This window comes from Pseudomonas sp. GV047 (genome assembly GCF_003058245.1).
In the GTDB taxonomy this organism is placed as follows: Bacteria; Pseudomonadota; Gammaproteobacteria; order Pseudomonadales; family Pseudomonadaceae; genus Aquipseudomonas; species Aquipseudomonas marginalis.
Genome location: NZ_QCWA01000007.1, coordinates 353,505 through 377,046, shown reverse-complemented (window position 1 = coordinate 377,046; position 23,542 = coordinate 353,505). Strand labels below are relative to the sequence as shown.

18 protein-coding genes and 4 tRNA genes are annotated in these 23,542 nt (G+C 59.6%); 8 read left to right on the top strand and 14 right to left on the bottom strand.

The window, feature by feature from the left end:
* Positions 1-125: 125 nt before the first annotated feature.
* The 8 genes from lon to C8K58_RS20525 form a co-directional block, all read right to left on the bottom strand.
* A complete protein-coding gene (lon, locus tag C8K58_RS20560) occupies positions 126-2,522 on the bottom strand; it encodes an endopeptidase La (RefSeq protein ID WP_027606243.1) in 2,397 nt (798 codons plus the stop codon).
* A gap of 162 nt (positions 2,523-2,684) precedes the next feature.
* Complete coding sequence (clpX, locus tag C8K58_RS20555) at positions 2,685-3,968, bottom strand: ATP-dependent Clp protease ATP-binding subunit ClpX (protein WP_003238279.1); 1,284 nt, start codon at positions 3,966-3,968, stop codon at positions 2,685-2,687.
* A gap of 112 nt (positions 3,969-4,080) precedes the next feature.
* Positions 4,081-4,716, bottom strand: a complete 636-nt coding sequence (clpP, locus tag C8K58_RS20550; protein WP_003174822.1) for an ATP-dependent Clp endopeptidase proteolytic subunit ClpP — start codon at positions 4,714-4,716, stop codon at positions 4,081-4,083.
* A gap of 91 nt (positions 4,717-4,807) precedes the next feature.
* Positions 4,808-6,118 carry a trigger factor gene (gene tig, locus C8K58_RS20545; RefSeq protein ID WP_027606242.1) on the bottom strand — a complete coding sequence of 437 codons (1,311 nt, stop codon included), beginning with the start codon at positions 6,116-6,118 and terminating at the stop codon, positions 4,808-4,810.
* A gap of 397 nt (positions 6,119-6,515) precedes the next feature.
* Positions 6,516-6,591 (bottom strand) — tRNA-His (locus tag C8K58_RS20540).
* Positions 6,592-6,668: 77 nt separating this feature from the next.
* A tRNA-Leu gene (locus C8K58_RS20535) sits at positions 6,669-6,753 on the bottom strand.
* Positions 6,754-6,809: 56 nt separating this feature from the next.
* Positions 6,810-6,885: transfer RNA gene (locus C8K58_RS20530), tRNA-His, on the bottom strand.
* A gap of 32 nt (positions 6,886-6,917) precedes the next feature.
* A tRNA-Arg gene (locus tag C8K58_RS20525) sits at positions 6,918-6,994 on the bottom strand.
* Positions 6,995-7,269: 275 nt separating this feature from the next.
* On the opposite strand from C8K58_RS20525, the gene folD reads away from it, so the two are divergent.
* The gene (gene folD, locus C8K58_RS20520) at positions 7,270-8,124 is read left to right on the top strand and encodes a bifunctional methylenetetrahydrofolate dehydrogenase/methenyltetrahydrofolate cyclohydrolase FolD (protein ID WP_027606241.1); all 855 of its coding nucleotides are present in this window, start codon (positions 7,270-7,272) and stop codon (positions 8,122-8,124) included.
* 207 nt (positions 8,125-8,331) lie between these two features.
* Positions 8,332-9,255, top strand: coding sequence for a D-alanyl-D-alanine endopeptidase (gene pbpG, locus C8K58_RS20515; protein ID WP_092354602.1), 924 nt, complete (start codon positions 8,332-8,334; stop codon positions 9,253-9,255).
* 43 nt (positions 9,256-9,298) lie between these two features.
* Here the strand turns inward: pbpG and C8K58_RS20510 are convergent, their stop codons facing one another.
* The gene (locus tag C8K58_RS20510; protein WP_065940154.1) at positions 9,299-9,961 is read right to left on the bottom strand and encodes a peptidase C39 family protein; all 663 of its coding nucleotides are present in this window, start codon (positions 9,959-9,961) and stop codon (positions 9,299-9,301) included.
* A gap of 211 nt (positions 9,962-10,172) precedes the next feature.
* Here C8K58_RS20510 and C8K58_RS32530 point away from each other — a divergent pair, with 211 nt between their 5' ends.
* The gene (locus C8K58_RS32530; protein ID WP_166655314.1) at positions 10,173-10,334 is read left to right on the top strand and encodes a hypothetical protein; all 162 of its coding nucleotides are present in this window, start codon (positions 10,173-10,175) and stop codon (positions 10,332-10,334) included.
* On the opposite strand, the gene C8K58_RS20505 is transcribed toward C8K58_RS32530, so the two are convergent.
* Positions 10,331-10,741, bottom strand: a complete 411-nt coding sequence (locus C8K58_RS20505; protein WP_065927021.1) for a hypothetical protein — start codon at positions 10,739-10,741, stop codon at positions 10,331-10,333. The two genes, C8K58_RS32530 and C8K58_RS20505, sit on opposite strands and share 4 nt — an antisense overlap.
* A 207-nt stretch (positions 10,742-10,948) precedes the next feature.
* Between C8K58_RS20505 and C8K58_RS20500 the strand changes: the two genes are divergently transcribed.
* Genes C8K58_RS20500 through C8K58_RS20490 form a run of 3 tightly spaced genes read left to right on the top strand, consistent with a single transcriptional unit; the run spans position 10,949 to position 16,731 of the window.
* Positions 10,949-14,170: an efflux RND transporter permease subunit gene (locus C8K58_RS20500; protein ID WP_108574213.1), complete on the top strand. Its 3,222-nt coding sequence runs from the start codon at positions 10,949-10,951 to the stop codon at positions 14,168-14,170.
* Positions 14,160-15,329: an efflux RND transporter periplasmic adaptor subunit gene (locus tag C8K58_RS20495; RefSeq protein ID WP_108574212.1), complete on the top strand. Its 1,170-nt coding sequence runs from the start codon at positions 14,160-14,162 to the stop codon at positions 15,327-15,329. The genes C8K58_RS20500 and C8K58_RS20495 overlap by 11 nt, the downstream gene beginning before the upstream one ends.
* A complete protein-coding gene (locus C8K58_RS20490; RefSeq protein ID WP_108574211.1) occupies positions 15,313-16,731 on the top strand; it encodes an efflux transporter outer membrane subunit in 1,419 nt (472 codons plus the stop codon). The genes C8K58_RS20495 and C8K58_RS20490 overlap by 17 nt, the downstream gene beginning before the upstream one ends.
* A gap of 200 nt (positions 16,732-16,931) precedes the next feature.
* Here the strand turns inward: C8K58_RS20490 and C8K58_RS20485 are convergent, their stop codons facing one another.
* Positions 16,932-17,384 carry a hypothetical protein gene (locus C8K58_RS20485; protein WP_081744437.1) on the bottom strand — a complete coding sequence of 151 codons (453 nt, stop codon included), beginning with the start codon at positions 17,382-17,384 and terminating at the stop codon, positions 16,932-16,934.
* Entirely contained in the window at positions 17,362-17,745 is a 384-nt protein-coding gene (locus tag C8K58_RS20480) for a polymorphic toxin type 44 domain-containing protein (RefSeq protein WP_027606234.1), read from the bottom strand. Before C8K58_RS20480 ends, C8K58_RS20485 begins: the two co-directional genes overlap by 23 nt.
* A gap of 369 nt (positions 17,746-18,114) precedes the next feature.
* Here C8K58_RS20480 and C8K58_RS20475 point away from each other — a divergent pair, with 369 nt between their 5' ends.
* A complete protein-coding gene (locus tag C8K58_RS20475) occupies positions 18,115-18,573 on the top strand; it encodes a transposase (protein ID WP_098479135.1) in 459 nt (152 codons plus the stop codon).
* Between the two features lie 121 nt (positions 18,574-18,694).
* Here C8K58_RS20475 and C8K58_RS20470 read toward each other — a convergent pair whose 3' ends face one another.
* On the bottom strand, positions 18,695-19,978 hold the full coding sequence (locus tag C8K58_RS20470) for a Zn-dependent hydrolase (protein WP_092354617.1): 1,284 nt from the start codon (positions 19,976-19,978) through the stop codon (positions 18,695-18,697).
* Positions 19,979-20,003: 25 nt separating this feature from the next.
* Positions 20,004-21,485: an NCS1 family nucleobase:cation symporter-1 gene (locus C8K58_RS20465; RefSeq protein WP_065940162.1), complete on the bottom strand. Its 1,482-nt coding sequence runs from the start codon at positions 21,483-21,485 to the stop codon at positions 20,004-20,006.
* 591 nt (positions 21,486-22,076) lie between these two features.
* Between C8K58_RS20465 and hydA the strand changes: the two genes are divergently transcribed.
* The gene (hydA, locus tag C8K58_RS20460; RefSeq protein ID WP_027606230.1) at positions 22,077-23,516 is read left to right on the top strand and encodes a dihydropyrimidinase; all 1,440 of its coding nucleotides are present in this window, start codon (positions 22,077-22,079) and stop codon (positions 23,514-23,516) included.
* Positions 23,517-23,542 lie beyond the last annotated feature (26 nt).

Below are 23,542 nucleotides of genomic sequence, written 5' to 3'. Positions count from 1 at the left end.
GAGTATGATTCTAAGTTTTTTGGTAAACAGCAAAAACCAGTGCTGAATGGCCTACAGACACTTAAGAGCCGCTTTATAACAAGGGCTCTAAAAAGCTGTCAAGGAAGCCCCCAGGCTTATTCACATTAATGCGTGCTAATTCTTTCCTTGGAATCAGACTCTCGTTTTTCGTCCTTTGCAACTATCTCCGGAACCACATCCGGCAAGGGCTCCGGCGCGTATTGCAGCGCAATTTGCAGGACCTCGTCAATCCATTTAACCGGTTTAATCTGAAGATCCTGCTTGATATTGTCAGGAATTTCCTTCAAGTCGCGAACATTCTCTTCAGGAATGATCACAGTCTTGATGCCCCCGCGGTGTGCAGCCAGCAATTTCTCTTTCAGGCCACCAATGGCCAATACCTGGCCACGCAGGGTGATTTCCCCGGTCATCGCGACATCGGCGCGCACCGGTATGCCGGTCAATGCCGAAACCAGGGCCGTGCACATGCCTACGCCAGCGCTCGGGCCATCCTTCGGTGTAGCCCCTTCCGGCATGTGGATGTGGGTGTCGTGCTTCTCGTGGAAGTCCAGGGGGATCCCCAGGCTCCTGGCGCGGCTGCGCACCACGGTCTGCGCGGCGGTAATGGATTCGACCATCACGTCACCGAGGGAGCCGGTCTTGATCAACTGGCCCTTGCCGGGGATCACCGCAGCTTCGATGGTCAGCAATTCGCCGCCCACCTGGGTCCACGCCAGGCCAGTCACCTGCCCTACCTGATCCTGCTGTTCTGCCAGGCCGTAACGGAATTTACGCACACCCAGGAAGTGCTCAAGAGCGTCGGCCGTGACCTTCACCGAGAAGCGTTTTTCCAGCGCGTGCTCCTTGACCGCCTTGCGGCAAATCTTCGCGATCTGGCGCTCAAGCCCCCGTACACCGGCCTCGCGAGTGTAGTAGCGCACGATGTCGCGGATCGACTCGACGTCGAATTCGATCTCGCCCTTCTTCAGCCCATTGGCCGAAATCTGCTTGGGCGCGAGGTATTTGACGGCGATATTGATCTTCTCGTCTTCGGTGTAACCCGGCAGACGAATCACCTCCATCCGGTCCAGCAATGCCGGCGGAATATTCATGGAGTTGGAGGTGCACAGGAACATTACGTCGGACAGGTCGTAGTCGACCTCCAGGTAATGGTCGTTGAAATTGTGGTTCTGCTCAGGGTCGAGCACTTCCAGCAAGGCCGATGCCGGATCGCCGCGCATGTCGCTGCCCATTTTGTCGATTTCATCGAGCAGGAACAGCGGGTTGCGCACACCCACCTTTGTCATTTTTTGAATCAATCTTCCTGGCATCGAACCGATGTAAGTCCGGCGATGACCACGAATTTCCGCCTCATCGCGCACGCCACCGAGGGCCATACGTACGAATTTACGGTTGGTGGCATTGGCGATGGACTCGGCCAGGGAGGTTTTACCTACCCCAGGCGGGCCAACCAGGCACAGCACCGGGCCACGAATCTTCTTCACGCGCTTCTGCACGGCGAGGTATTCGAGGATGCGTTCTTTGACCTCTTCAAGGCCATAGTGGTCGGCATCGAGAATGTCTTCGGCACGAGCCAGGTCCAGGCGTACCTTGGTCTGAGCCTTCCACGGCACCTGCACCAGCCAGTCGATGTACGAGCGCACCACGGTGGCTTCGGCCGACATCGGCGACATCTGCTTGAGCTTGTTCAACTCGGCGGTGGCTTTGGTCAGGGCGTCTTTAGGCAGGCCGGCAGCATCGATGCGCTTTTTCAGCTCTTCGATTTCGTTGTGGCCTTCCTCGCTGTCGCCGAGCTCCTTCTGAATGGCCTTCATCTGCTCATTCAGGTAGTACTCGCGCTGGCTGCGCTCCATTTGTTTTTTGACACGACCCCGGATGCGCTTCTCGACCTGGAGCAGGTCGATCTCGGCATCCAGCAACGCCAGCACGTGTTCGACACGGGCCGACAGGTCAATGATTTCGAGGATGTCCTGCTTCTGCTCGATCTTCAGCGCCATGTGCGCGGCCATGGTGTCGACCAAGCGGCTTGGCTCATCGATGCTATTGAGGGAAGACAGGACTTCAGCCGGGACTTTCTTGCCCAACTGCACGTACTGCTCGAACTGCGAGAGCAGGCTGCGCACAAACACTTCGGACTCGCGCTCAGGGGCCTCGACTTCGTCGATCAGCACCACTTCGGCGCGCAGGTGGCCGTCCACCTCCATGAAACGCTCTACCGCACCGCGCTGCTCGCCTTCCACCAGCACCTTGACGGTGCCATCGGGCAGCTTGAGCAGTTGCAGGACAGTGGCAATGGTGCCGACGCGATACAGGGCATCTTCGCCTGGATCATCATCGGCAGGGTTTTTCTGGGCCAACAGCAGGATTTGCTTGTCGCCCGTCATCGCGGCCTCGAGGGCTTCGATAGACTTCTCGCGCCCCACGAACAGCGGGATAACCATGTGCGGATAGACGACGACATCACGCAACGGCAGGAGAGGCAATTCGATGGTTGTCTTCATGATTTCGCCTCTATGACAGTTGAAAAATAAGCTTGAAACCAAGATGGGGGCTGCGTGTAAAAAAAACAAGCTCAATGCTGGCAGTTACACGCAGTAAAAATCCTTATGAAAAACAAAGGAGCCCCTAGAGGCCCCTTCGTTTGTACCAAAACTGCGAAACGCTTACGCGTCTGGCGCAGCCTTGGCAGTCGGCTCACTGTTTTCGTAGATATACAGTGGCTTGGACTTGCCTTCTATAACGCTTTCGTCGATCACCACTTTACTCACCTCGGACTGCGAGGGGATTTCGTACATGGTGTCGAGCAATACACCTTCGAGGATCGAACGCAGGCCACGTGCACCGGTCTTGCGCTCCAGTGCCCGCTTGGCCACCGATTTGAGCGCGTCAGTACGGAACTCGAGGTCCACACCTTCCATCTCGAACAGCTTGGCATATTGCTTGGTCAGGGCGTTTTTCGGTTCGGTGAGGATCTGAATCAGAGCCGCCTCATCCAACTCGTCCAACGTGGCCAGGACCGGCAGACGGCCAACGAATTCCGGGATCAGACCGAACTTGACCAGATCGTCAGGCTCGACTTCACGCAGGGACTCGCCCACCTTCTTGCCTTCTTCCTTGCTGCGCACTTCTGCACTGAAACCGATGCCGCCACGGGTAGACCGTTGCTGAATAACCTTCTCCAGGCCGGAGAATGCGCCGCCACAGATAAACAGGATGTTGCGCGTATCAACCTGAAGGAATTCCTGCTGCGGGTGCTTGCGGCCGCCTTGTGGCGGTACGGAAGCAACCGTGCCTTCGATCAGTTTCAACAGGGCCTGCTGCACGCCTTCACCGGAAACGTCCCGAGTGATCGACGGGTTGTCGGACTTGCGCGAGATCTTGTCGATTTCGTCGATATAGACAATACCCATCTGGGCCTTCTCTACGTCGTAGTCGCACTTCTGCAGCAGTTTCTGAATGATGTTCTCGACATCTTCGCCCACGTAGCCAGCCTCGGTGAGGGTGGTGGCGTCGGCGATGGTGAACGGAACGTTCAGCAGGCGAGCGAGGGTTTCTGCAAGCAGGGTCTTACCCGAGCCTGTAGGACCGATCAGCAGGATGTTGCTCTTGCCGAGTTCGACTTCGTCGCCTTTCTTGTCACGCTGGTTCAAGCGCTTGTAGTGGTTGTATACCGCTACGGCCAGAACCTTCTTTGCACGCTCTTGACCAATCACATACTGATCAAGGATGCCGCTGATTTCTTTAGGCGAAGGCAATTTATGCGCGCTGCTTTCGGCCTGGGCTTCCTGCACCTCCTCACGGATGATGTCATTGCACAGGTCGACGCACTCGTCGCAGATAAAGACCGAGGGGCCGGCAATCAATTTGCGCACTTCATGCTGGCTTTTGCCACAGAAGGAGCAATAGAGCAGCTTGCCGTTGTCCTCGCCGTTGCGGGTGTCAGTCATTCGTTCGATCCAAATCCGATAGGCTTGCAACACAAGATGAAGGCTTATGCGGGCTTTTTCAAGCCCGCAGATGATCGGAAAACCCGACCAGCCCTATTTTGAGCGGCTTATATTAAGCGGGGCGCTTTTCGATCACTGCGTCGATCAACCCATATTCACGTGCGGCTTCGGCGCTCATGAAGTTGTCACGGTTGGTGTCGCGCTCGATTTCTTCCAGGGTGTGCCCGCTGTGCTTGGCCATCAGCGTGTTGAGGCGTTCGCGGATGAAGAGGATTTCCTTGGCGTGGATTTCAATGTCCGACGCCTGACCCTGGAAACCGCCCAGTGGCTGGTGAATCATCACACGCGAGTTCGGCAGGCAGTAACGCTTGCCCTCGGCACCTGCGGTCAGCAGGAACGCGCCCATGCTGCAGGCCTGGCCAATGCAGGTCGTCGATACGTTCGGCTTGATGAACTGCATGGTGTCGTAGATCGACATGCCCGCTGTCACCGAACCGCCCGGCGAGTTGATGTAGAGATGGATGTCCTTGTCCGGGTTTTCCGCTTCAAGGAACAGCAGTTGCGCACAGATCAGGTTGGCCATGTAGTCCTCTACCGGGCCCACCAGAAAGATCACTCGCTCCTTGAGCAGGCGCGAGTAGATGTCGTAGGCGCGTTCGCCACGAGCGGACTGCTCGACAACCATCGGGACCAGGCCGCCTGCGGCCTGGATATCAGAGTTCTGCTGAATATAGGAATTACGGAACATGCTCTGCAGTTACTCCCAAATAGTCATGTCTTGAAAACGCATAAGCCAGCGCGAGGCTGGCTTATGGTTGAATTTCCAACGAGTTGGACAATCAGTCGGCTTGTGCTGCTTCCGCCGGCTTGACTGCTTCTTCGTAAGAGACCGCTTTATCGGTCACCTTAGCCTTCTGCAGAACAGTATCCACAACTTGTTCTTCCAGCACAACCGAACGTACTTCGTTCAGCTGCTGGTCGTTCTTGTAGTACCAGGCCACGACCTGCTCAGGCTCCTGGTAGGCCGAAGCCATTTCCTGGATCATTTCGCGGACGCGATCTTCGTCAGGCTTGAGGTCGAACTGCTTGACCACTTCAGCCACGATCAGACCCAGCACCACACGGCGCTTGGCTTGCTCTTCGAACAGCTCGGCCGGCAGTTGGTCTGGCTTGATGTTGCCGCCGAACTGCTGGACAGCCTGTACGCGCAGGCGATCCACTTCGTTGGACAGCAGGGCCTTAGGCACTTCGATCGGGTTGGAGGCCAGCAGACCATCCATGACCTGGTTCTTGACCTTGGACTTGATAGCCTGGCGCAGCTCGCGCTCCATGTTCTTGCGAACTTCGGTGCGGAAGCCTTCGATACCTGTTTCCTTGATGCCGAACTGATTGAAGAACTCTTCGTTCAGCTCTGGCAGCTTAGGCTCGGAAACGCTGTTGACGGTCACGGTGAACTCGGCGGCTTTGCCAGCCAGGTCCAGGTTCTGGTAGTCAGCAGGGAATTCCAGGTTCAGGACACGCTCTTCGCCGGCCTTGGCGCCAACCAGGCCGTCTTCGAAGCCAGGAATCATGCGGTTGGAACCCAGCACCAGCTGAGTGCCCTTGGCGGAGCCGCCAGCGAATGCTTCGCCATCAACCTTGCCAACGAAATCGATGTTCAGCTGGTCTTCGTTCTGGGCAGCACGGTCGACCACTTCGAAACGGGTGTTCTGCTTGCGCAGGATTTCCAGCATGTTGTCCAGGTCCGAATCAGCCACTTCGGCGCTTAGGCGCTCGATAGCGATACCGTCGAAACCGGCCACTTCGAACTCAGGGAACACTTCGAATACGGCAACATATTCCAGGTCCTTGCCCGCTTCCAGGGACTTGGGCTCGATCGAAGGCGAACCAGCCGGGTTCAGCTTTTGCTCAACCACTGCTTCGTAGAAAGAAGCCTGGATCACGTCACCGACGGCTTCATTGCGTGCATCAGCACCAAAACGGCGCTTGATTTCGCTCATTGGCACTTTGCCTGGACGGAAACCAGCGATCTTGGCCTTTTGGGCAGTCTGCTGCAGACGCTTGTTGACCGCAGTCTCGATGCGCTCAGCCGGCACGGTGATGCTCATGCGGCGCTCGAGAGCAGTAGTATTTTCAACAGAAACTTGCATGGATATTCCTCGTTGCACAGACGTTAGCCGGCCATTTCCGACCCCAATCAAGGGCATGCATTCTAGTGGGTCAAACTCAAGAAGTCACCCTACTGGAAATACGCCCGTAAACAGCCGGCAATTTATCGGTACGAAGGCACTGTCGCGCCCCGCCCCGGTGACAAATAAAGCCAATCACGCCAGGGCTCTGCGCCGCCCCTCTATATATAGAAGGGATCGTCGCCCATCTCCCTGACGGCCTACCTCGCAATGAAGGCAGATAACAATGCAGTATCATCGAGACACATAAATACGATGAAACGCATCGCCATCGCGACCCACAACCCGCAGCCACGAAAAACCGAACCGCCAAAACCAAAAAAGGCGCCAGACTGTTAAATCTGGCGCCTTTCGAATATGGGGTGGACGAAGGGGATCGAACCCTCGACAACGGGAGTCACAATCCCGTGCTCTACCAACTGAGCTACGCCCACCATATTGCGTTAACAAAGAAACCAAACTACTTCTTTGTCTAACCCCACCCTGCATGTAAACCGAGTAAGGCCTTATTTGGTGCGGATGAAGAGACTCGAACTCTTACGCCTCGCGGCGCTGGAACCTAAATCCAGTGTGTCTACCAATTCCACCACATCCGCGCTTGAAGCTCTTAAAGCAAAGGCGCCAGACGGTTAATCTGGCGCCTTTCAAAATATGGGGTGGACGAAGGGGATCGAACCCTCGACAACGGGAGTCACAATCCCGTGCTCTACCAACTGAGCTACGCCCACCATATAGCGCTACTTGTGCCAAAGCTGCCTAATGGCGCACCCGGCAGGACTCGAACCTGCGACCATCCGCTTAGAAGGCGGATGCTCTATCCAGCTGAGCTACGGGCGCCTTATTAATCTGTACTCTTGGAGGATTACAAACTAAGTGCTTCCAGCCTTGCAGAACAACCATTCTGCTCGACCTTCTTAACCAGTGCTAGGCTGTGCCCGACAAGTGCGACGAATAGTATAGAGGGCCTGGAAACCCGTCAAATCTTTTTTGAAAAAAATTCATTTTATTTAAGGGGTTAGGCCAATTTGCGGACCAAGCGCCTTTGCCCTCACGCCGTGGCGTGCGAGAATGCGCGCACTTTTCCTCCCCCTCTCGATGGTTAATCACGCGTAATGACTGCACAACTTATCGACGGCAAATCAATCGCCGCCAGCCTGCGCCAGCAGATCGCCAAACGAGTCACCGAGCGCAGCCAGCAAGGCTTACGCACGCCTGGCCTCGCGGTGATCCTGGTCGGCAGCGATCCTGCCTCTCAGGTTTATGTCTCGCACAAGCGTAAAGACTGTGAAGAGGTCGGCTTTCTTTCCAAGGCCTACGACCTGCCTGCCGACACCACCCAGCAGGCCCTGACCGACCTGATCGACAGCCTCAACGACGACCCGGCGATGGACGGCATCCTCCTGCAATTGCCATTGCCCGCGCACCTGGACGCGTCCAAGCTGCTCGAGCGCATCCGCCCTGACAAAGACGTCGACGGTTTCCATCCTTATAACGTTGGCCGCCTGGCGCAGCGTATCCCACTGCTGCGCCCGTGCACGCCCAAAGGCATCATGACCCTGCTGGAAAGCACCGGTGTCGACCTGTACGGCCTCGATGCCGTCGTCGTCGGCGCGTCCAACATCGTGGGCCGCCCAATGGCCATGGAGTTGCTGCTGGCCGGCTGCACCGTCACCGTGACCCACCGCTTCACCAAGGACCTGGCCGGCCACGTTGGCCGTGCCGACCTGGTCGTCGTGGCCGCCGGCAAGCCGGGCCTGGTCAAGGGCGAATGGATCAAGGAAGGCGCCATCGTCATCGACGTGGGCATCAACCGCCAGGAAGACGGCAAGCTGGTCGGCGACGTGGTGTATGAAACCGCCCTGCCCCGCGCCGGCTGGATCACCCCGGTGCCGGGTGGCGTTGGCCCGATGACCCGTGCCTGCCTGCTGGAAAATACCCTGTACGCCGCAGAAACCCTGCACGGTTAATAACCAGCCGTACTGAAAAAGCCCTGCCTTATCGCAGGGCTTTTTATTGCTCGGAAGAAAACCTGTTTTTTCTTAGTTTTTAAGCACTTTCGTCCGGTTTTAGAAGAACATTCGACAGTCTCTCGTCCATACTCCTAAAATGTAACGCCATTTATCACAAAACCCGTTTCCCAACGGTATTTCTTACTTTTTAGCGAGTTCATCCGCGTGAAAATTCGTCTTTCCATTGTCAGCCTGTTTTTTGCGTTCACCGGCACCTTTGCACACGCTGCCGACTCCGCCCTGGCGCCGCGGGATCCCTCCAAACTGCAGATCGCTTCCGGCAGCGCCATGCTGGTGGACCTGCAGACCAACAAGGTCATCTACGCCAGCAACCCCGACGTGGTAGTGCCTATCGCTTCGGTGAGCAAGCTGATGACGGGCCTGATCGTGCTTGAAGCCAAGCAGAACATGGACGAGTACATCGACATCAACATCACCGACACGCCGGAGATGAAAGGCGTGTTCTCCCGCGTGAAGATCGGCAGCCAGATGCCGCGCAAGGAGATGTTGCTGATTGCCCTGATGTCCTCGGAAAACCGCGCCGCCGCTAGCCTGGCGCACCACTATCCGGGCGGCTACGCGGCCTTTATTGCCGCGATGAACGCCAAGGCCAAGGCCCTGGGCATGACCAGCACCCATTATGTCGAGCCCACCGGCCTGTCGATCCACAACGTGTCCACCGCCCGCGACTTGAGCAAGCTGCTGGCCTATGCGCAAAAATTTCCGATGCTGAGCCAGTTGAGCACCACCAAGGAAAAGACCGTAGCGTTCCGCAAGCCCAACTACACCCTGGGTTTCTCCAACACCGACCACCTGATCAACCGCGCCAACTGGGATATCAAGCTGACCAAGACCGGTTTCACCAACCAGGCCGGTCATTGCCTGGTGCTGGTCACCCGCATGGGTAATCGTCCCGTGTCGCTGGTGATCCTGGATGCTTTCGGCAAATTCACCCACTTTGCCGATGCCAGCCGTATCCGTAGCTGGGTCGAGACCGGCAAGGGCGGCTCGGTGCCGGACGTCGCGCTGCGCTACAAGGCTGACAAGAACCTGAAGAACCGCGCGAATGCCGCCGAAGTCCGCCGTTAAGGAACACCGAGAACGCATTTAGGAGGGGCTCGCCCCTCCCATTTTATTTGTGTTCCGCCAACACCTTGAGCGCCTGCGCGGCCGCCCGCTCCTGCCCGGCCTGGGCCGTTGCGTTCGCCGAATCCCGCCAGCGCTGCGCATCCACATTGGCCGGTAATTGGCTCGGGCGCTGGGTGACGATTGCCCAGTGCCCGGCACTGCTCCACTTCGACTCAAAGTCGCTGAAGCTCATCAGCAGGCGTCGGTCCATGCCTGAACGCAACAGCACCGTGCTTTTCTGCTGGTTGAAACCCACCACCACCACGTAGCGCGCGTCAGACAACAGGCCGCCGCCAATCCGCGCCATCACCGGGTAACCCGCCGCCACCTGCGCCAGTACCGCGGTCAGCTTGGCATCCAGCGGGTACACCATCAGCCCGTACTCACGGGCCAGCACCTGCATGTTGCGCTCCAGGTCCGCTTCACCGCCCGGCAAATGCAACGGTTTATCCAACAAGCCCGGTGTCATCACAATGCCTTGTTGCGACAGCATGCTGGCTAATGCCGTAGGACCGCTCTGATAAGCCTCGCTGCGAAAGGTCGGCACACCATTGAGTTCGACACGTTCCGGCAGGCCCGGAAGTTTCGACGGCTGCCCGGAACAGGCCGCGAGCCCCAGGGCACAGGCCAGCAACAAGGATGTTTTAAGGTTCGACCGTAACCGCAATTTTTTACTCTCTTGATCAACTGCCGGTGAGGGCCCTGATCATAGGACGCTCTGCCACGCGGGTATAGCCCACAGGCTCAGTAAAGCGTCGCGGTTAGAGCAAACGAGTTGGACGAACACGACCATTGGTCAATAGCAGGCAACCGCCGGGTAGCTAGACTGTCCATTGAGAAGACTGTGTGTGCCCCCTGCGGGGCGAAAGGAGGCCAAAATGAGCCTTGCAACAACGATTTTCCTGTTGATCTGCGGTTGGCTGGCGGTAGCCGGCGCCATGTTGTGGGGGGTGTTGCGCATTACCCGCCGGCACCATCACCCCCACGTCAAACCTGAGGCACCCGCCAAGCCCCATAGAGCGGCGGTGCACCACGCCTAGCCAGGCATGCAATTGAAATCCTGAGTCGCCGCGACTTCTTTACCGTGCCCGTCCATCAGGGATGCGCGCACGGTGGTGCCCAGGCTCGACTCCACCAGGGTGTAATGCTCACCCGCCTTGAAATCCTTGTACTCGACCCGACCCTGGCAGTCCTGCTGGTTGTCGTCGCCTGCCTCTTCCTCGAACAACGTCACGTCCAGGCGGTGATCCCCGGGGGTCACCTCGAAAAAGCGCCCGTCGTCGACACGCTTGCCGTCCACACGCTCGGCCATCAGGTCGTTCGGCGCTTCTTCTTTCAAGCCGATCCAGGCTTCGCTGGGGTCCGCCTTGGGAATCGGGCCGGCACAGGCCGACAACAACAAAACAGCCCCCAGGGCGGGGATCAACAATAAAGGTTTGAGTGACATGGCAGGGCTCCAAAGAACATCAGTAAAAAGACAAGTCGTCCGATGGGATGCAAGCTTGGGCAGCCACGCCTTGTAGAACAAATGAATCCATATGAAACGATCTTCAGCCCTTACCTAAATGTTCCTTCACCTGGCTGAAAGGCGCGTGTTAGGTGGGTCGGGCAAGACTGCCGGGGTTTGCAATCCTGCTCCCTCGGAGGTTCACGCATGCTCGGGCTGGTAAAGACCGCACTGCAAAAGCCGTACACGTTTATCGTGTTGGCCATATTCATCTGCATCATCGGGCCGATGGCGGCCCTGCGAACCCCCACCGACGTGTTTCCCGATATCGGCATCCCTGTGGTCGCCGTGGTCTGGCAGTACAACGGCCTGTCGCCGGACGCCATGGCCGGCCGGGTGATCTACACCTATGAACGCTCCCTGAGCACCACCGTCAACGACATCGAACATATCGAATCGCAATCCCTGCCCGGCATGGGCATCGTGAAGATTTTCTTCCAGCCCGGCGTCGACATCCGCACCGCCAACGCCCAAGTGACCGCCGTATCACAAACGGTGCTCAAGCAGATGCCACCGGGCATCACGCCACCGCTGATCCTCAACTACAGCGCCTCCACGGTGCCAATCCTGCAAATGGCGTTCTCCAGCCCCACGCTGTCGGAAGCCAAAATTCGCGACCTGGTGCAGAACAATATCCGCCTGCCCCTCAGCGCCCTGCCCGGCCTGGCCATGCCCACGCCGATGGGTGGCAAGCAGCGGCAGATCACCCTCGACCTCGACCCCCAGGCGTTGGCGGCCAAGGGCTTGTCGGCCCAGGATGTGGGCAATGCCCTGGCGCTGCAGAACCAGATCATCCCGGTGGGCACCGCCAAACTCGGCCCCAATGAATACACGATCCTGCTCAACAACAGCCCCAAGGCCATCGATGAGCTCAACGACCTGCCGATCAAGACCGTCGACGGCGCGCTGATCACCATCGGCCAGGTCGCCCACGTGCGCGACGGTTCGCCGCCGCAGACCAACATCGTGCGCGTCGACGGCCATCGCGCGGTGCTGATGCCGGCGTTGAAAAACGGCAGCATTTCCACCTTGTCGATCATCGACGGTATCCGCCAGATGCTGCCGCGCATCAACGAAACCCTGCCGCCGTCACTGAAGACCTCGTTGCTGGGCGACGCCTCGGTATTCGTCAAGCAATCGGTGGGCAGCGTGGCCCAGGAAGGCATCATCGCCGCGCTGCTGACCAGTGCGATGATCCTGCTGTTCCTCGGCAGCTGGCGCTCCACGATCATTATCGCGGCGTCGATTCCCCTGGCGGTACTGTCGGCCATTGCGCTGCTGGCGGTCAGCGGGCAGACCCTCAACGTCATGACCCTCGGCGGGCTGGCGTTGGCCGTAGGGATCCTGGTGGACGACGCCACGGTGACCATCGAAAACATCAACTGGCACCTGGAACAAGGCAAGGCGGTGAAGACCGCGATCCTCGACGGTGCCGCGCAAATTGTCGGCCCGGCGTTCGTCTCGCTGCTGTGCATCTGCATCGTGTTCGTGCCGATGTTCCTGCTGCAAGGCATCGCCGGTTATCTGTTCCGGCCGATGGCGCTGGCGGTGATCTTTGCCATGGCCAGCTCATTCATTCTTTCGCGCACCCTGGTGCCGACGCTGGCGATGTTCCTGCTCAAGCCGCACACGCCGGAGCCAGGCGTGGGGCACCATCCCGAAGATGCATTCATCAACCACCATGAGGGCGAGCAGCACCCGAAACCGCGCAATGCCGCGCTGCAAGCCGTGCTGAATTTCCAGCAGGGTTTCGAGCGTCACTTCTCGAATATCCGCGACACCTACCACGGCCTGCTGACCTTGGCCCTGGGCAATCGCAAGGGTTTTATCGTCGGCTTCCTGGCCTGTGTGCTCGCCTCATTCCTGCTGTTGCCCAGCCTGGGCCAGGACTTTTTCCCGGCGACGGATGCCGGCGCGCTGGCCCTGCATGTGCGCCTGCCCCTGGGCACGCGCATCGAAGAAAGCGCCGCCGCCTTCGACCGCATCGAAGCGCGGATCCGTGAAGTGATCCCCGCCGAAGAGCTGGACACCATCGTCGATAACATTGGCATTCCGCTCAGCGGCATCGACATGGCCTACAGCAGCAGCGGCACCATCGGCCCGCAGGATGGCGACATCCAGGTCAGCCTGAAAAAGGGCCATGCGCCCACCGCCGACTACGTGAAGAAACTGCGTGAAGCGCTGCCGCAAAGTTTCCCTGGCAGCCACTTTGCGTTCCTGCCGGCGGACATCAGCAGCCAGATCCTCAACTTCGGCGCGCCGGCGCCGCTGGACGTGAAAATCTCCGGGCGCAGCGATGCAGAAAACCGCGCCTATGCCGTCGAGTTGGAACGTCGCCTGCAACATGTGCCCAGCATCGCCGACCTGCGCATCCAGCAGTCCACCGGCTACCCGTCGCTGCAGGTGAATGTCGACCGCATGCGCGCCAACGGTCTGGGCATCACCGAGCGGGACGTGACCAACAGCATGGTGGCGTCGCTGGCCGGCAGTTCGCAGACCGCGCCGACCTTCTGGCTCAACCCGGCCAACGGCGTGTCCTATTCCATTGTCGCCGCCACCCCGCAATACCGACTCGACAGCCTGCCGTCACTGGAAGCGCTGCCCGTCACCGGCGCCGATGGGCAGTCACAGATCCTCGGCGGCGTGGCCACCATCTCCCGCGTGCAAAGCCCGGCGGTGGTGACCCACTACAACATCGAACCGACCCTGGACCTGTACGCCAACGTGCAGGGCCGCGATCTCGGCGGCGTAGCCCGCGACGTGCAAAAGGTGCTGGATGACACCGCGCATCTGCGCCCCAAAGGCGCGACGATCAGCCTGCACGGGCAGATCGATGCGCTGCATGAAGCCTTCAGCGGCTTGAGCCTTGGCCTGCTGGGTGCGGTGGTGCTGATCTACCTGCTGATCGTGATCAACTTCCAGTCGTGGGCCGACCCGTTCGTCATCATCACCGCGTTGCCGGCGGCGCTCGCAGGCATCGTGTGGATGCTGTTCCTCAGCGGCACCTCCTTGTCGGTGCCGGCGCTCACCGGCGCCATCCTGTGCATGGGCGTGGCCACGGCCAACTCGATCCTGGTGGTGAGCTTCTGCCGTGAGCGCCTGGCCGAACATGGTGATGCGTTGAAAGCCGCCATGGAGGCCGGTTACACGCGCTTCCGCCCGGTGTGCATGACCGCCCTGGCGATGATCATCGGCATGTTGCCCCTGGCAATTTCCGAGGAGCAGAACGCCCCGCTCGGGCGCGCCGTCATCGGCGGTTTGATCTTCGCGACCCTCGCCACATTGTTGTTTGTTCCCGTGGTCTTCAGCCTGGTCCACGGTCGTCACCCTACTCGCGCAGTTGCAGGAGAAACCCCACATGTCGTCTGATCACAAACCCTCGCGCAAGCGTCTGATGCTCATGGGTGTCGGCGGCCTGACCCTGGCCGCCCTGTTGGTCGCCAACGGCCTGCATGCCCGCACGCTGCACGAACAATCGGTCACGGCCTGGACCGAGACCGCCGCCATCCCGCACGTGATGGTGTTCCAGCCCCGGCAGATTGTGGCCGGCGATACCTTGCGCCTGCCGGCGCACCTGGAAGCCTGGAGCAAGGCGCCGATCCACGCCCGGGTCAGCGGTTACCTGAAGGATTGGAAAGTCGATATCGGCAGCCGGGTCAAGGCCGGGCAAGTCCTCGCGGAAATCGACAGCCCCGACCTGGATCAACAGCTGGCGCAGACCCATGCACGCCTGGTGCAGGAACAGGCCAACGCACGCCTGGCCGAAACCACCGCCACGCGCTGGCAAAACCTGCTGGCCAGCCATTCGGTCTCGCGCCAGGAGGCCGATGAAAAAACCTCCAATGCCGCTGCCGCCAAGGCCAACGCCGAGGCCGCCGCTGCCGACTACGCCCGGCTGTCGGCGCTGGAAAACTACAAGACCCTTCGCGCCCCGTTCGCCGGCACCATCACCGCGCGCAACACCGATATCGGCCAGCTGATCAAGGCCGACACCGACAGCGATCCGGAACTGTTCAACATTGCCGACACCCATCAATTGCGCCTCTACGTACCGGTGCCGCAGAACTACGCAGCAGTCATCCATCCGGGCCTTGAAGCCGAGCTGACCGTGCCCGAGCACCCCGGCAAGCATTTCAAGGCGCGCCTGATCGGTGACTCCACCGCCATCGACCGCCGCTCCGGCACCCTGCTCGCCCAGTTCGTCGCCGACAACCCCGACGGCGAGCTGCTGCCCGGTGATTATGCCGAGGCCACCCTGCCGATTCCGGCCGATACCCATGGCGTGAGCATCCCGGCCAGCGCCCTGATCTTCCGCGCCCAGGGCACTCAGGTGGCGGTGTTGGACGGGCAGAACCATGTGCACCTGCAGCCCATCCATATCGGCCTCGACCTGGGCGAACGCCTGGTGATCGACCAGGGCTTGAAACCCGCCGACCGCATCGTCGACAACCCGCCCGATGCGCTGCGCGAAGGTGATCCCGTGCAACTCGCCGATGCCTCCGGAGGTGCGCATGCGCATAAGGCTTAAACCGCTCGCCGCATTGACGCTGCTGGTCTTGCAGGGTTGCTCGATGGCGCCGACCTACAAGGTGCCGGCGATCGACCTGCCGGCCCACTACCGCGAACAGACCAGCGATGGGCCCTGGCACAGCGCCCAGCCCTCCGACCAACTGGCGCCCGAATGGTGGAAACTCTACAACGATTCGCGCCTGAATGACCTGCAACAGCAGCTGCTCAAGGCCAACCCGGACCTGGCGGCGGCGCTGGCGCACTTTGATGCTTCCCAAGCGTATGCCAGCCAACTGCACGCAGGCCTGTTCCCGCAGATCACCGCCAGCGCGCAACCGCTGCGCCAGCGGCAATCGGATTCGCGACCGTTGCGGGGGGATACGCAACCGTCGGTGTACAACAGCAACATCGCGGGGTTTTCCTTGAGCTATGACCTGGACCTGTGGGGCAAAATCCGCAACCAGGTCGCGGCCGGCGATGCCCAGGCGCAAGCGTCCGGGGATGACCTGGCGGTGGCGCGCCTGAGTTTGCAGCGTCAGTTGGCGACCTTGTACGTGCAGCTCAATGGGCTGGATGCACAGAGCCGGATTCTCACTCGCTCGCTGGATGATTTCAGCCAGGCATTGCAATTGACCCGCAGCCGCTACGAGGGCCAGATAGCCTCGGAGCTGGACCTGACCCGTGCGCAAAATCAACTGGCGCAGGCCAGGGCGCAATTGGATGAAGTGCGTGGGCAACGCAACCTCACCGAGCACGCCATCGGCGAGTTGGTGGGTGTGGCAGCCAGCGACTTTACCTTGCCGCCCGGCCAGCAACTGATCGCCCTGCCGGGAATTCCGTCGCAGTTACCAAGCCACCTGTTGCAACGTCGCCCGGATATTGCAGCGGCAGAGCGCCGGGTGTTTGCGGCCAACGCAAATGTCGGCGTGGCCAAGGCGGCGTGGTACCCGGACTTCAGCTTGACCGGGTTGATTGGCGGACAGACACAGGGCGTCGGCAATCTGCTGTCGGCGGGCAATCGGTATTGGGCGCTGGGACCGTTGGTGAACCTGCCGATCTTCGACGGTGGCCGCTTGAGCGCCAATGAACGCCAGGCCAAGGCCGAGTTTGAAGAGGCGTCGGCGCAGTACCGTAGCCAGGTGCTGAAGGCCGTGCGCGAGGTGGAAGATAACCTGGCGCAACTACGGGATTTGCAGCAGGAGGCGCAGGATGAACAGGCGGCAGCGGATGCGGCGCAGCATACGCAATCATTGGCGATGAACAGCTATCAGGCGGGGGCGGTCAGTTACCTGGATGTGGTGACCGCGCAGACGGCGGCGTTGCAGGCGCAGCGGACATTGCAGGCGGTGCAGACGCGGCAGTTGCAGGCCAGTGTAGGACTCATGACCGCACTCGGCGGCGGCTGGCAACCTGGCGCCTGACATCACCCCAGGCACAGTGATAGCGGTGGAACAGCCAGTTTATCCGTAGCTGAGCCACCGCCATCGGGGGCAAGCCCCCTCCCACACGGGTCCTGCGTCAGACACATAATGTATAAGCGCCGCTGAACCAATGTGGGAGGGGGCTTGCCCCGCGATTGCGGTGATTCAGTCAATCATCACTGACTGATCCACCGCATATTTCAGCCCTCTGGCCGACTATTAAGAAAAACACTCACCACTGTGTAATCACTACCATTGGCATGCCGATACAGGGTACTGCTGTGATAGTCGGATACATCCCCCGACACCGAAACCGTAATCGAACGGCTCTCGACATCAACTTTTACCGCCCCGTCACGCGTAACTAGAAACGGATTGGCATCTTTCAATAAAGCCAATATTTCACTATCGGTTCCCAAGGTGCGGTAAACGTAATATCGGTAACTGAACGGCACAGTGGCCCCTCCGCGATCATCCTTGACGCCATAGATCGAAGCGTCATCACTGATCGGCACGCGGAGTACAACCTCCGTCAATTGCGGACGGCCCGGCGAAAGCAGCCAATCACCAGCGATATACACCAAGCAAAGCGCCAGCAAGATCGTTGTGACCGTTGAATAAAGCGACTTTCTAGTAGTTCCTGAACCTGGCATACCTGATTCCTTTCTTGATCCAATATTGGTCGACTGGATCGTCACCGAAAGGCGCATCCCCCCACCAACGACCAAACTCGGGTTTATCCGTACCCGCCCTGGTTTGAGCAAGTCCCGCTGCACGTAAAAGCACTTCTTCGCTGAAACCCGCGGCAATCCCCACGGCGCCATAGTGAAAGTTTCCAAACGCTTCATATTCTTTGGAAATTTGCTTGTAGTCCCACGGGCCGCGATTGCGGACCTGAGTATAAAACCAAGAGTACATAAACGCTGAACCGGCTTTCAGTACATTCTTTTTATGAAAAGCGGTGGCCATATTTTCGTCAACCGATACACCAGGCGGGGGTATAGGGTTCGCCATTGCATGCTTCCTCTGCATTAGGTTTTTGCGCGGCAGAACCTAACACCGGATAGCCAAGATGATGAGCGAGGAGAAGAGCAAAAGAGGATTCGTACGAAGGAGTAAGACATGCCTTACACCACAGCCTCAAAGCAAGATACTTCCAAGTGCAATGAGGTTGCGGCAGCGTCAGTTCTGGCCTCATCGGGGGCAAGCCCCCTCCCACACTGATCCTGCGTCAGACACATAATGTATAAGCACTGCGGACCCCATGTGGGAGGGGGCTTGCCCCCGATAGCGTCCTTCCAGACACATCCTGCCAAAAGCCTGCCCATCAACCTCCTGCTCGCCAATCTAGCCTCTCTAAGCACATCTAGAGAGGGCCAGGGAATGGCAGATTTACCCGCTTCACACCGCCTGCGCATCGGTCGATTCAGCGAACCCGACCGCATCTACCTCGTCACCACCAACACCCACGAACGCATACCGATATTCAGCAATTTCCATCTCGGTCGCCTGGTGGTCTGGCAATTTCGGTTAGCCCAGTACCAAGGGCTGGCCAACTCCCTGGCATGGGTCATCATGCCGGACCATTTCCATTGGTTGCTTGAGCTGAAAAAAGGCTCGCTGGCGGACTTGATGTGCCAGGTGAAGTCAAAAAGCACCAGGACCGTCAATGGCGTGAGTGGTCGCAAGGGCCGGCTCTGGCAAGAGAGCTTTCATGACCGGGCTCTGCGCAAGGAAGATGACTTGGTGAAAATGGCCCGGTATGTGGTGGCTAATCCATTGAGAGCGGGTCTGGTCGAGCGGATTGGCGACTACCCACTGTGGGATGCCATCTGGGTTTAACGTCAAGCACAGTTCAAATGTGGGAGGGGCTTGCTCCCGATTGCGGTAGGTCAGTCAGCTTATCTGTAACTGATACACCGCTATCGGGAGCAAGCCCCCTCCCACATTTTTTACCCGCATTTCAGGCGGCGAGTTTGCCGCTGGCGATGGCTGCCGATGCAGCCACCATGGCCCGCAACAACACCGCACACCCCGCCGCCAGGTCATCCGGGGCGGCGTTCTCGATTTCGTTGTGGCTGATGCCCCCTTCACACGGCACAAAGATCATCCCCGCCGGCCCCAACTCGGCGACGAAAATCGCGTCGTGCCCTGCCCCGCTGACGATGTCCATGTTCGACAAGCCCAGCCCATTGGCCGCATCGCGCACGGCGTCCACACAGCCTTTGTCGAAGTACAGCGGCGGGAAGTCAGCCGTGGGTTCCATTTCAAAACTCAGCCCATGCCTGGCACAGGTCTCGTCGATTACCTTGCGCACCTGGGCAATCATCGAATCCAACCGTGCCGGTTCCAAGTGCCGGAAGTCCAGGGTCATGCGCACTTCGCCAGGAATGACGTTGCGTGAACCGGGATACGCCTGCAGGCAACCGACGGTCCCGCACGCATGGGGCTGGTGCCCCAAGGCCGCCGCATTGACCGCCGCCACCACCGCCGCCGCGCCTACCAGGGCGTCCTTGCGCAGGTGCATCGGCGTCGGCCCCGCATGGGCCTCGACACCGCGCAGTTTCAGGTCGAACCACTTCTGCCCGAGGGCGCCGAGCACCACGCCGATGGTCTTTTTCTCATCCTCCAGAATCGGCCCTTGTTCGATATGCGCCTCGAAATACGCACCGACCTTGTGCCCACTCTCAGGACGGGTTCCCGCGTAGCCGATCGCATTCAGCGCATCACCCACGCTGACCCCGTCCGCATCGACCTTGGCCAGGGTATCCGCCAGGGTGAATTTCCTGGCAAACACACCCGAGCCCATCATGCACGGCGGGAAGCGCGAGCCTTCCTCGTTGGTCCACACCACCACTTCCAAGGGCGCCTCGGTTTCGATCTTGAGGTCATTGAGCGTACGCAGCACCTCCACTCCCGCCAGCACGCCAAAGCAGCCATCGAACTTGCCACCTGTGGGCTGGGTATCGATATGGCTGCCGGTCATCACCGGCGGCAGGTCGGGATTACGCCCAGGGCGGCGCGCGAAGATATTGCCGATGCCGTCGACGGTCACGGTGCAACCGGCGTCTTCGCACCACTGCACAAACAGGTCGCGGGCCTTGCGGTCGAGGTCGGTGAGGGCCAGGCGGCACACGCCGCCCTTGGGGGTGGCGCCGAGTTTGGCCAGGTCCATCAGCGACTGCCACAAGCGGTCGCGGTTGATGTGCTGGTGGGTCGATTGCAGAACGTCAAGGGCAGCGTTCATGGGGATCTCCTCAGGCGTGTATTTCTTATGAATTGACAACCACCGGGCTGGCTCCACGCCTGGCATTCAGGCCGTAATACAACAACCCGCCCAACGCCGAACCGGTAAACCAGCCGTAGCTGTAGAACCAGCTGAACGCATCACTGCCCAGGGACAGCAAGGTCAGCACCACCGGCACACCGAAGGCGATAAAACCGCTCCAGTTCCACGCCGGGTACACGTCGTCGCGGTAGAGGCCGGCCAGGTCCAGTTGTTGTTTGCGGGTGATGAAGTAGTCCACCACCATGATCCCGGCAATCGGCCCCAACAGGCTCGAATAGCCCAGCAACCAGTTGGAATACACGGTTTCCAGGCTCACATCCGAGACGATCAGGCCGAGTTTTTTCAGCAGTTCGTGGCCCATCAACGCCAAGCCCACCAACCCGGTGAGGATCACCGCCGTGGTGCGGTTGATCAGCTTGGGCGCGATGTTCTGGAAGTCGTTGGTGGGCGAGACGATGTTTGCAGCGGTGTTGGTGGACAACGTGGCGACGATAATCAGCGCCATGGCCACGGCCACCCATACCGGGCTCTGGATATGGCCGATCAGGGTCACCGGGTCGGACACGCTGACGCCCACCAGTTTCACCGAGGCGGCGGTCATGATCACGCCGAGGGCGGCGAACAGGAACATGGTCAGCGGCAGGCCGAAAATCTGCCCGAGGATCTGGTCCTTCTGGCTTTTGGCGTAGCGGCTGAAGTCGGGAATATTCAGCGACAAGGTGGCCCAGAACCCCACCATCGCGGTAAGGCCGGCCATGAAGTAACCGGTCAGGCTCGCGCCTTCGGGCCGCTTGGGCGGGATTGCCATCAACTCGCTGATCGACACGTTGGGCATCGCCCATACCAGCAGGCCGATGCCCACCGCCACCAGCAACGGCGCCGAGAGGGTTTCCAGACGCTTGATCGACTCGGCACCGCGCAGCACCACCCACAGATTCAGGCACCAGAAAATCATGAAGCCGATCACTTCACCGGTGCCGCCGAGGGACTTCCATCCCTCGAAAATCGAGCCCAGGAACAGATGGATCGCCAGCCCGCCGAACATGGTCTGGATCCCGAACCAGCCGCAGGCCACCAATGCCCGAATCAAACACGGCACGTTGGAACCGAGGATGCCGAAGGACGAACGCAGCAACACCGGAAACGGAATGCCGTACTTGGTGCCGGGGAAAGCGTTGAGGGTCAGCGGGATCAGCACCACGATATTGGCCAGCAAGATCGCCATCAGCGCCTCACCCACCGACAGCCCGAAATACGCGGTGAGCACACCGCCCAGGGTGTAGGTGGGCACGCAGATCGACATGCCGACCCACAGCGCGGTGATGTGCCACTTGTTCCAGGTGCGTTCGTGCACCTTGGTCGGTGCCATGTCGTGGTTGTAGCGAGGGCTGTCGAGGACGTCGGGGCCGGCGTCGAGTTCGTACAGGCCGTTGCGCTCAATGACTTGCGATCTGTTCTGTTGCATGGCCGCTCCACGGTTTTTTCGAATTATTGTTGCTCACCCCGCGCTGAACGCAGGGTGGCCGGAGTACCTCGTAAACAACATGACATCACGGGCCCGGCCAGCCACCACTGCACTCAATAACCGTGCCGACAACTGCCCTTGAACCCGCACCGCTTATATAACTGGCTGATGTTAATCAGCTTTCCGATTGTGCCTAAGGTACTTGCCGCGTGACTCAGGCTAAATAACGCGCAAGTTATCCGAACTGTCAGGACTCAATCTGGTGCACCACAATTATTTTTATTTACCGACCCCGTCAAGAGGCATCTCTCAAGCGTCTGATTTGCAATAAGAAATGTTGCTCATATTGGGAACCTGTCAAGTGCGTCAAAATGGTGAGAGGCCGCTGCATTTTGGTGATTTTGTATTTTTTACCTTATAAATCAACAATTTAAATTCAATATAAGCTTATAAAAAATCTTCTTGCCCAATCGAAAAACTCGGGCTAGTTTCTATTCCTGTCACCGATGACAGGAATTAACCGACCATCGGCGCGTAGCCATACAACACTTAGAACTGGCACAAGCCGGTCAAGCCTGTGAGGAACTCGACATGTCGCTGTTGATCCGTGGCGCCACCGTTATTACCCATGATGAAAGTTACCGCGCCGATGTTTTATGCGCAGGCGGTCTGATTCGCGCCATTGGCACGGACCTGGATATCCCCGCCGGCACTGAACAACTCGACGGCAGCGGCCAATATTTGATGCCCGGCGGCATCGACCCCCATACCCATATGCAACTGCCCTTCATGGGCACGGTGGCCAGTGAAGATTTTTTCAGCGGCACGGCGGCGGGTCTGGCCGGAGGCACCACGTCGATTATCGACTTCGTGATTCCCAACCCGCAGCAATCGTTGATGGAAGCGTTCCATCAGTGGCGGGGCTGGGCGGAAAAATCCGCGGCCGACTACGGCTTCCACGTGGCGATCACCTGGTGGAGCGAGCAGGTGCGCGAGGAAATGGCCGAGCTGGTCAGCCACCACGGCATCAACAGCTTCAAGCATTTCATGGCCTACAAGAACGCGATCATGGCGGCCGACGACACCCTGGTGGCCAGCTTCGAACGCTGCCTGGAACTCGGCGCCGTACCCACCGTGCATGCGGAAAACGGCGAGCTGGTGTACCACCTGCAACGCAAGCTGATGGCCCAGGGCATCACCGGGCCGGAAGCGCACCCGCTGTCGCGCCCGTCCCAGGTGGAAGGCGAAGCGGCCAGCCGCGCTATCCGTATCGCCGAGACCATCGGCACGCCGCTGTACCTGGTGCACGTGTCCACCCGGGAAGCGCTGGATGAAATCACCTACGCCCGGGGCAAGGGCCAGGCGGTCTACGGCGAAGTGCTCGCCGGCCACCTGCTGCTGGACGACAGCGTCTACCAGCACCCCGACTGGCAAACCGCCGCCGGCTATGTGATGAGCCCGCCGTTCCGCCCGCGCGGGCATCAGGAAGCGCTGTGGCATGGCCTGCAATCCGGCAACCTGCACACCACCGCCACCGACCACTGCTGCTTCTGCGCCGAGCAAAAAGCCGTCGGGCGTGACGACTTCAGCAAGATCCCCAACGGCACCGCCGGTATCGAAGACCGCATGGCGCTGCTGTGGCACGAAGGGGTCAACAGCGGACGCCTGTCGATGCAGGAATTCGTCGCGCTGACCTCCACCAACACCGCGAAGATCTTCAACCTCTACCCGCGCAAAGGCGCGATCCGCGTGGGTGCGGATGCCGACCTGGTGCTGTGGGATCCCGAAGGCACGCGGACCATTTCCGCCAAGACTCACCATCAGAAGGTGGACTTCAACATCTTCGAAGGCAAGACCGTGCGCGGCGTGCCGAGCCACACCATCAGCCAGGGCAAGCTGGTCTGGGCCGATGGCGACCTGCGCGCCGAGCGTGGCGCCGGGCGCTATGTGGAACGGCCGGCATATCCGTCGGTGTTCGAGCAGTTGAGCAAGCGGGCGGAGCATTCCAGGCCGGTTGCTGTGAAGCGCTGAGACCGCTATCGGGGGCAAGCCCCCTC

What these genes read in the sequence shown, in the direction of transcription:
- lon (WP_027606243.1), bottom strand. Translation starts at nt 2,522, where the DNA reads ATGAAGACAACCATCGAATTGCCTCTCCTGCCGTTGCGTGATGTCGTC.
- clpX (WP_003238279.1), bottom strand. Translation starts at nt 3,968, where the DNA reads ATGACTGACACCCGCAACGGCGAGGACAACGGCAAGCTGCTCTATTGC.
- clpP (WP_003174822.1), bottom strand. Translation starts at nt 4,716, where the DNA reads ATGTTCCGTAATTCCTATATTCAGCAGAACTCTGATATCCAGGCCGCA.
- tig (WP_027606242.1), bottom strand. Translation starts at nt 6,118, where the DNA reads ATGCAAGTTTCTGTTGAAAATACTACTGCTCTCGAGCGCCGCATGAGC.
- folD (WP_027606241.1), top strand. Translation starts at nt 7,270, where the DNA reads ATGACTGCACAACTTATCGACGGCAAATCAATCGCCGCCAGCCTGCGC.
- C8K58_RS32530 (WP_166655314.1), top strand. Translation starts at nt 10,173, where the DNA reads ATGAGCCTTGCAACAACGATTTTCCTGTTGATCTGCGGTTGGCTGGCG.
- C8K58_RS20505 (WP_065927021.1), bottom strand. Translation starts at nt 10,741, where the DNA reads ATGTCACTCAAACCTTTATTGTTGATCCCCGCCCTGGGGGCTGTTTTG.
- C8K58_RS20500 (WP_108574213.1), top strand. Translation starts at nt 10,949, where the DNA reads ATGCTCGGGCTGGTAAAGACCGCACTGCAAAAGCCGTACACGTTTATC.
- C8K58_RS20495 (WP_108574212.1), top strand. Translation starts at nt 14,160, where the DNA reads ATGTCGTCTGATCACAAACCCTCGCGCAAGCGTCTGATGCTCATGGGT.
- C8K58_RS20490 (WP_108574211.1), top strand. Translation starts at nt 15,313, where the DNA reads ATGCGCATAAGGCTTAAACCGCTCGCCGCATTGACGCTGCTGGTCTTG.
- C8K58_RS20485 (WP_081744437.1), bottom strand. Translation starts at nt 17,384, where the DNA reads ATGCCAGGTTCAGGAACTACTAGAAAGTCGCTTTATTCAACGGTCACA.
- C8K58_RS20480 (WP_027606234.1), bottom strand. Translation starts at nt 17,745, where the DNA reads ATGGCGAACCCTATACCCCCGCCTGGTGTATCGGTTGACGAAAATATG.
- C8K58_RS20475 (WP_098479135.1), top strand. Translation starts at nt 18,115, where the DNA reads ATGGCAGATTTACCCGCTTCACACCGCCTGCGCATCGGTCGATTCAGC.
- C8K58_RS20470 (WP_092354617.1), bottom strand. Translation starts at nt 19,978, where the DNA reads ATGAACGCTGCCCTTGACGTTCTGCAATCGACCCACCAGCACATCAAC.
- C8K58_RS20465 (WP_065940162.1), bottom strand. Translation starts at nt 21,485, where the DNA reads ATGCAACAGAACAGATCGCAAGTCATTGAGCGCAACGGCCTGTACGAA.
- hydA (WP_027606230.1), top strand. Translation starts at nt 22,077, where the DNA reads ATGTCGCTGTTGATCCGTGGCGCCACCGTTATTACCCATGATGAAAGT.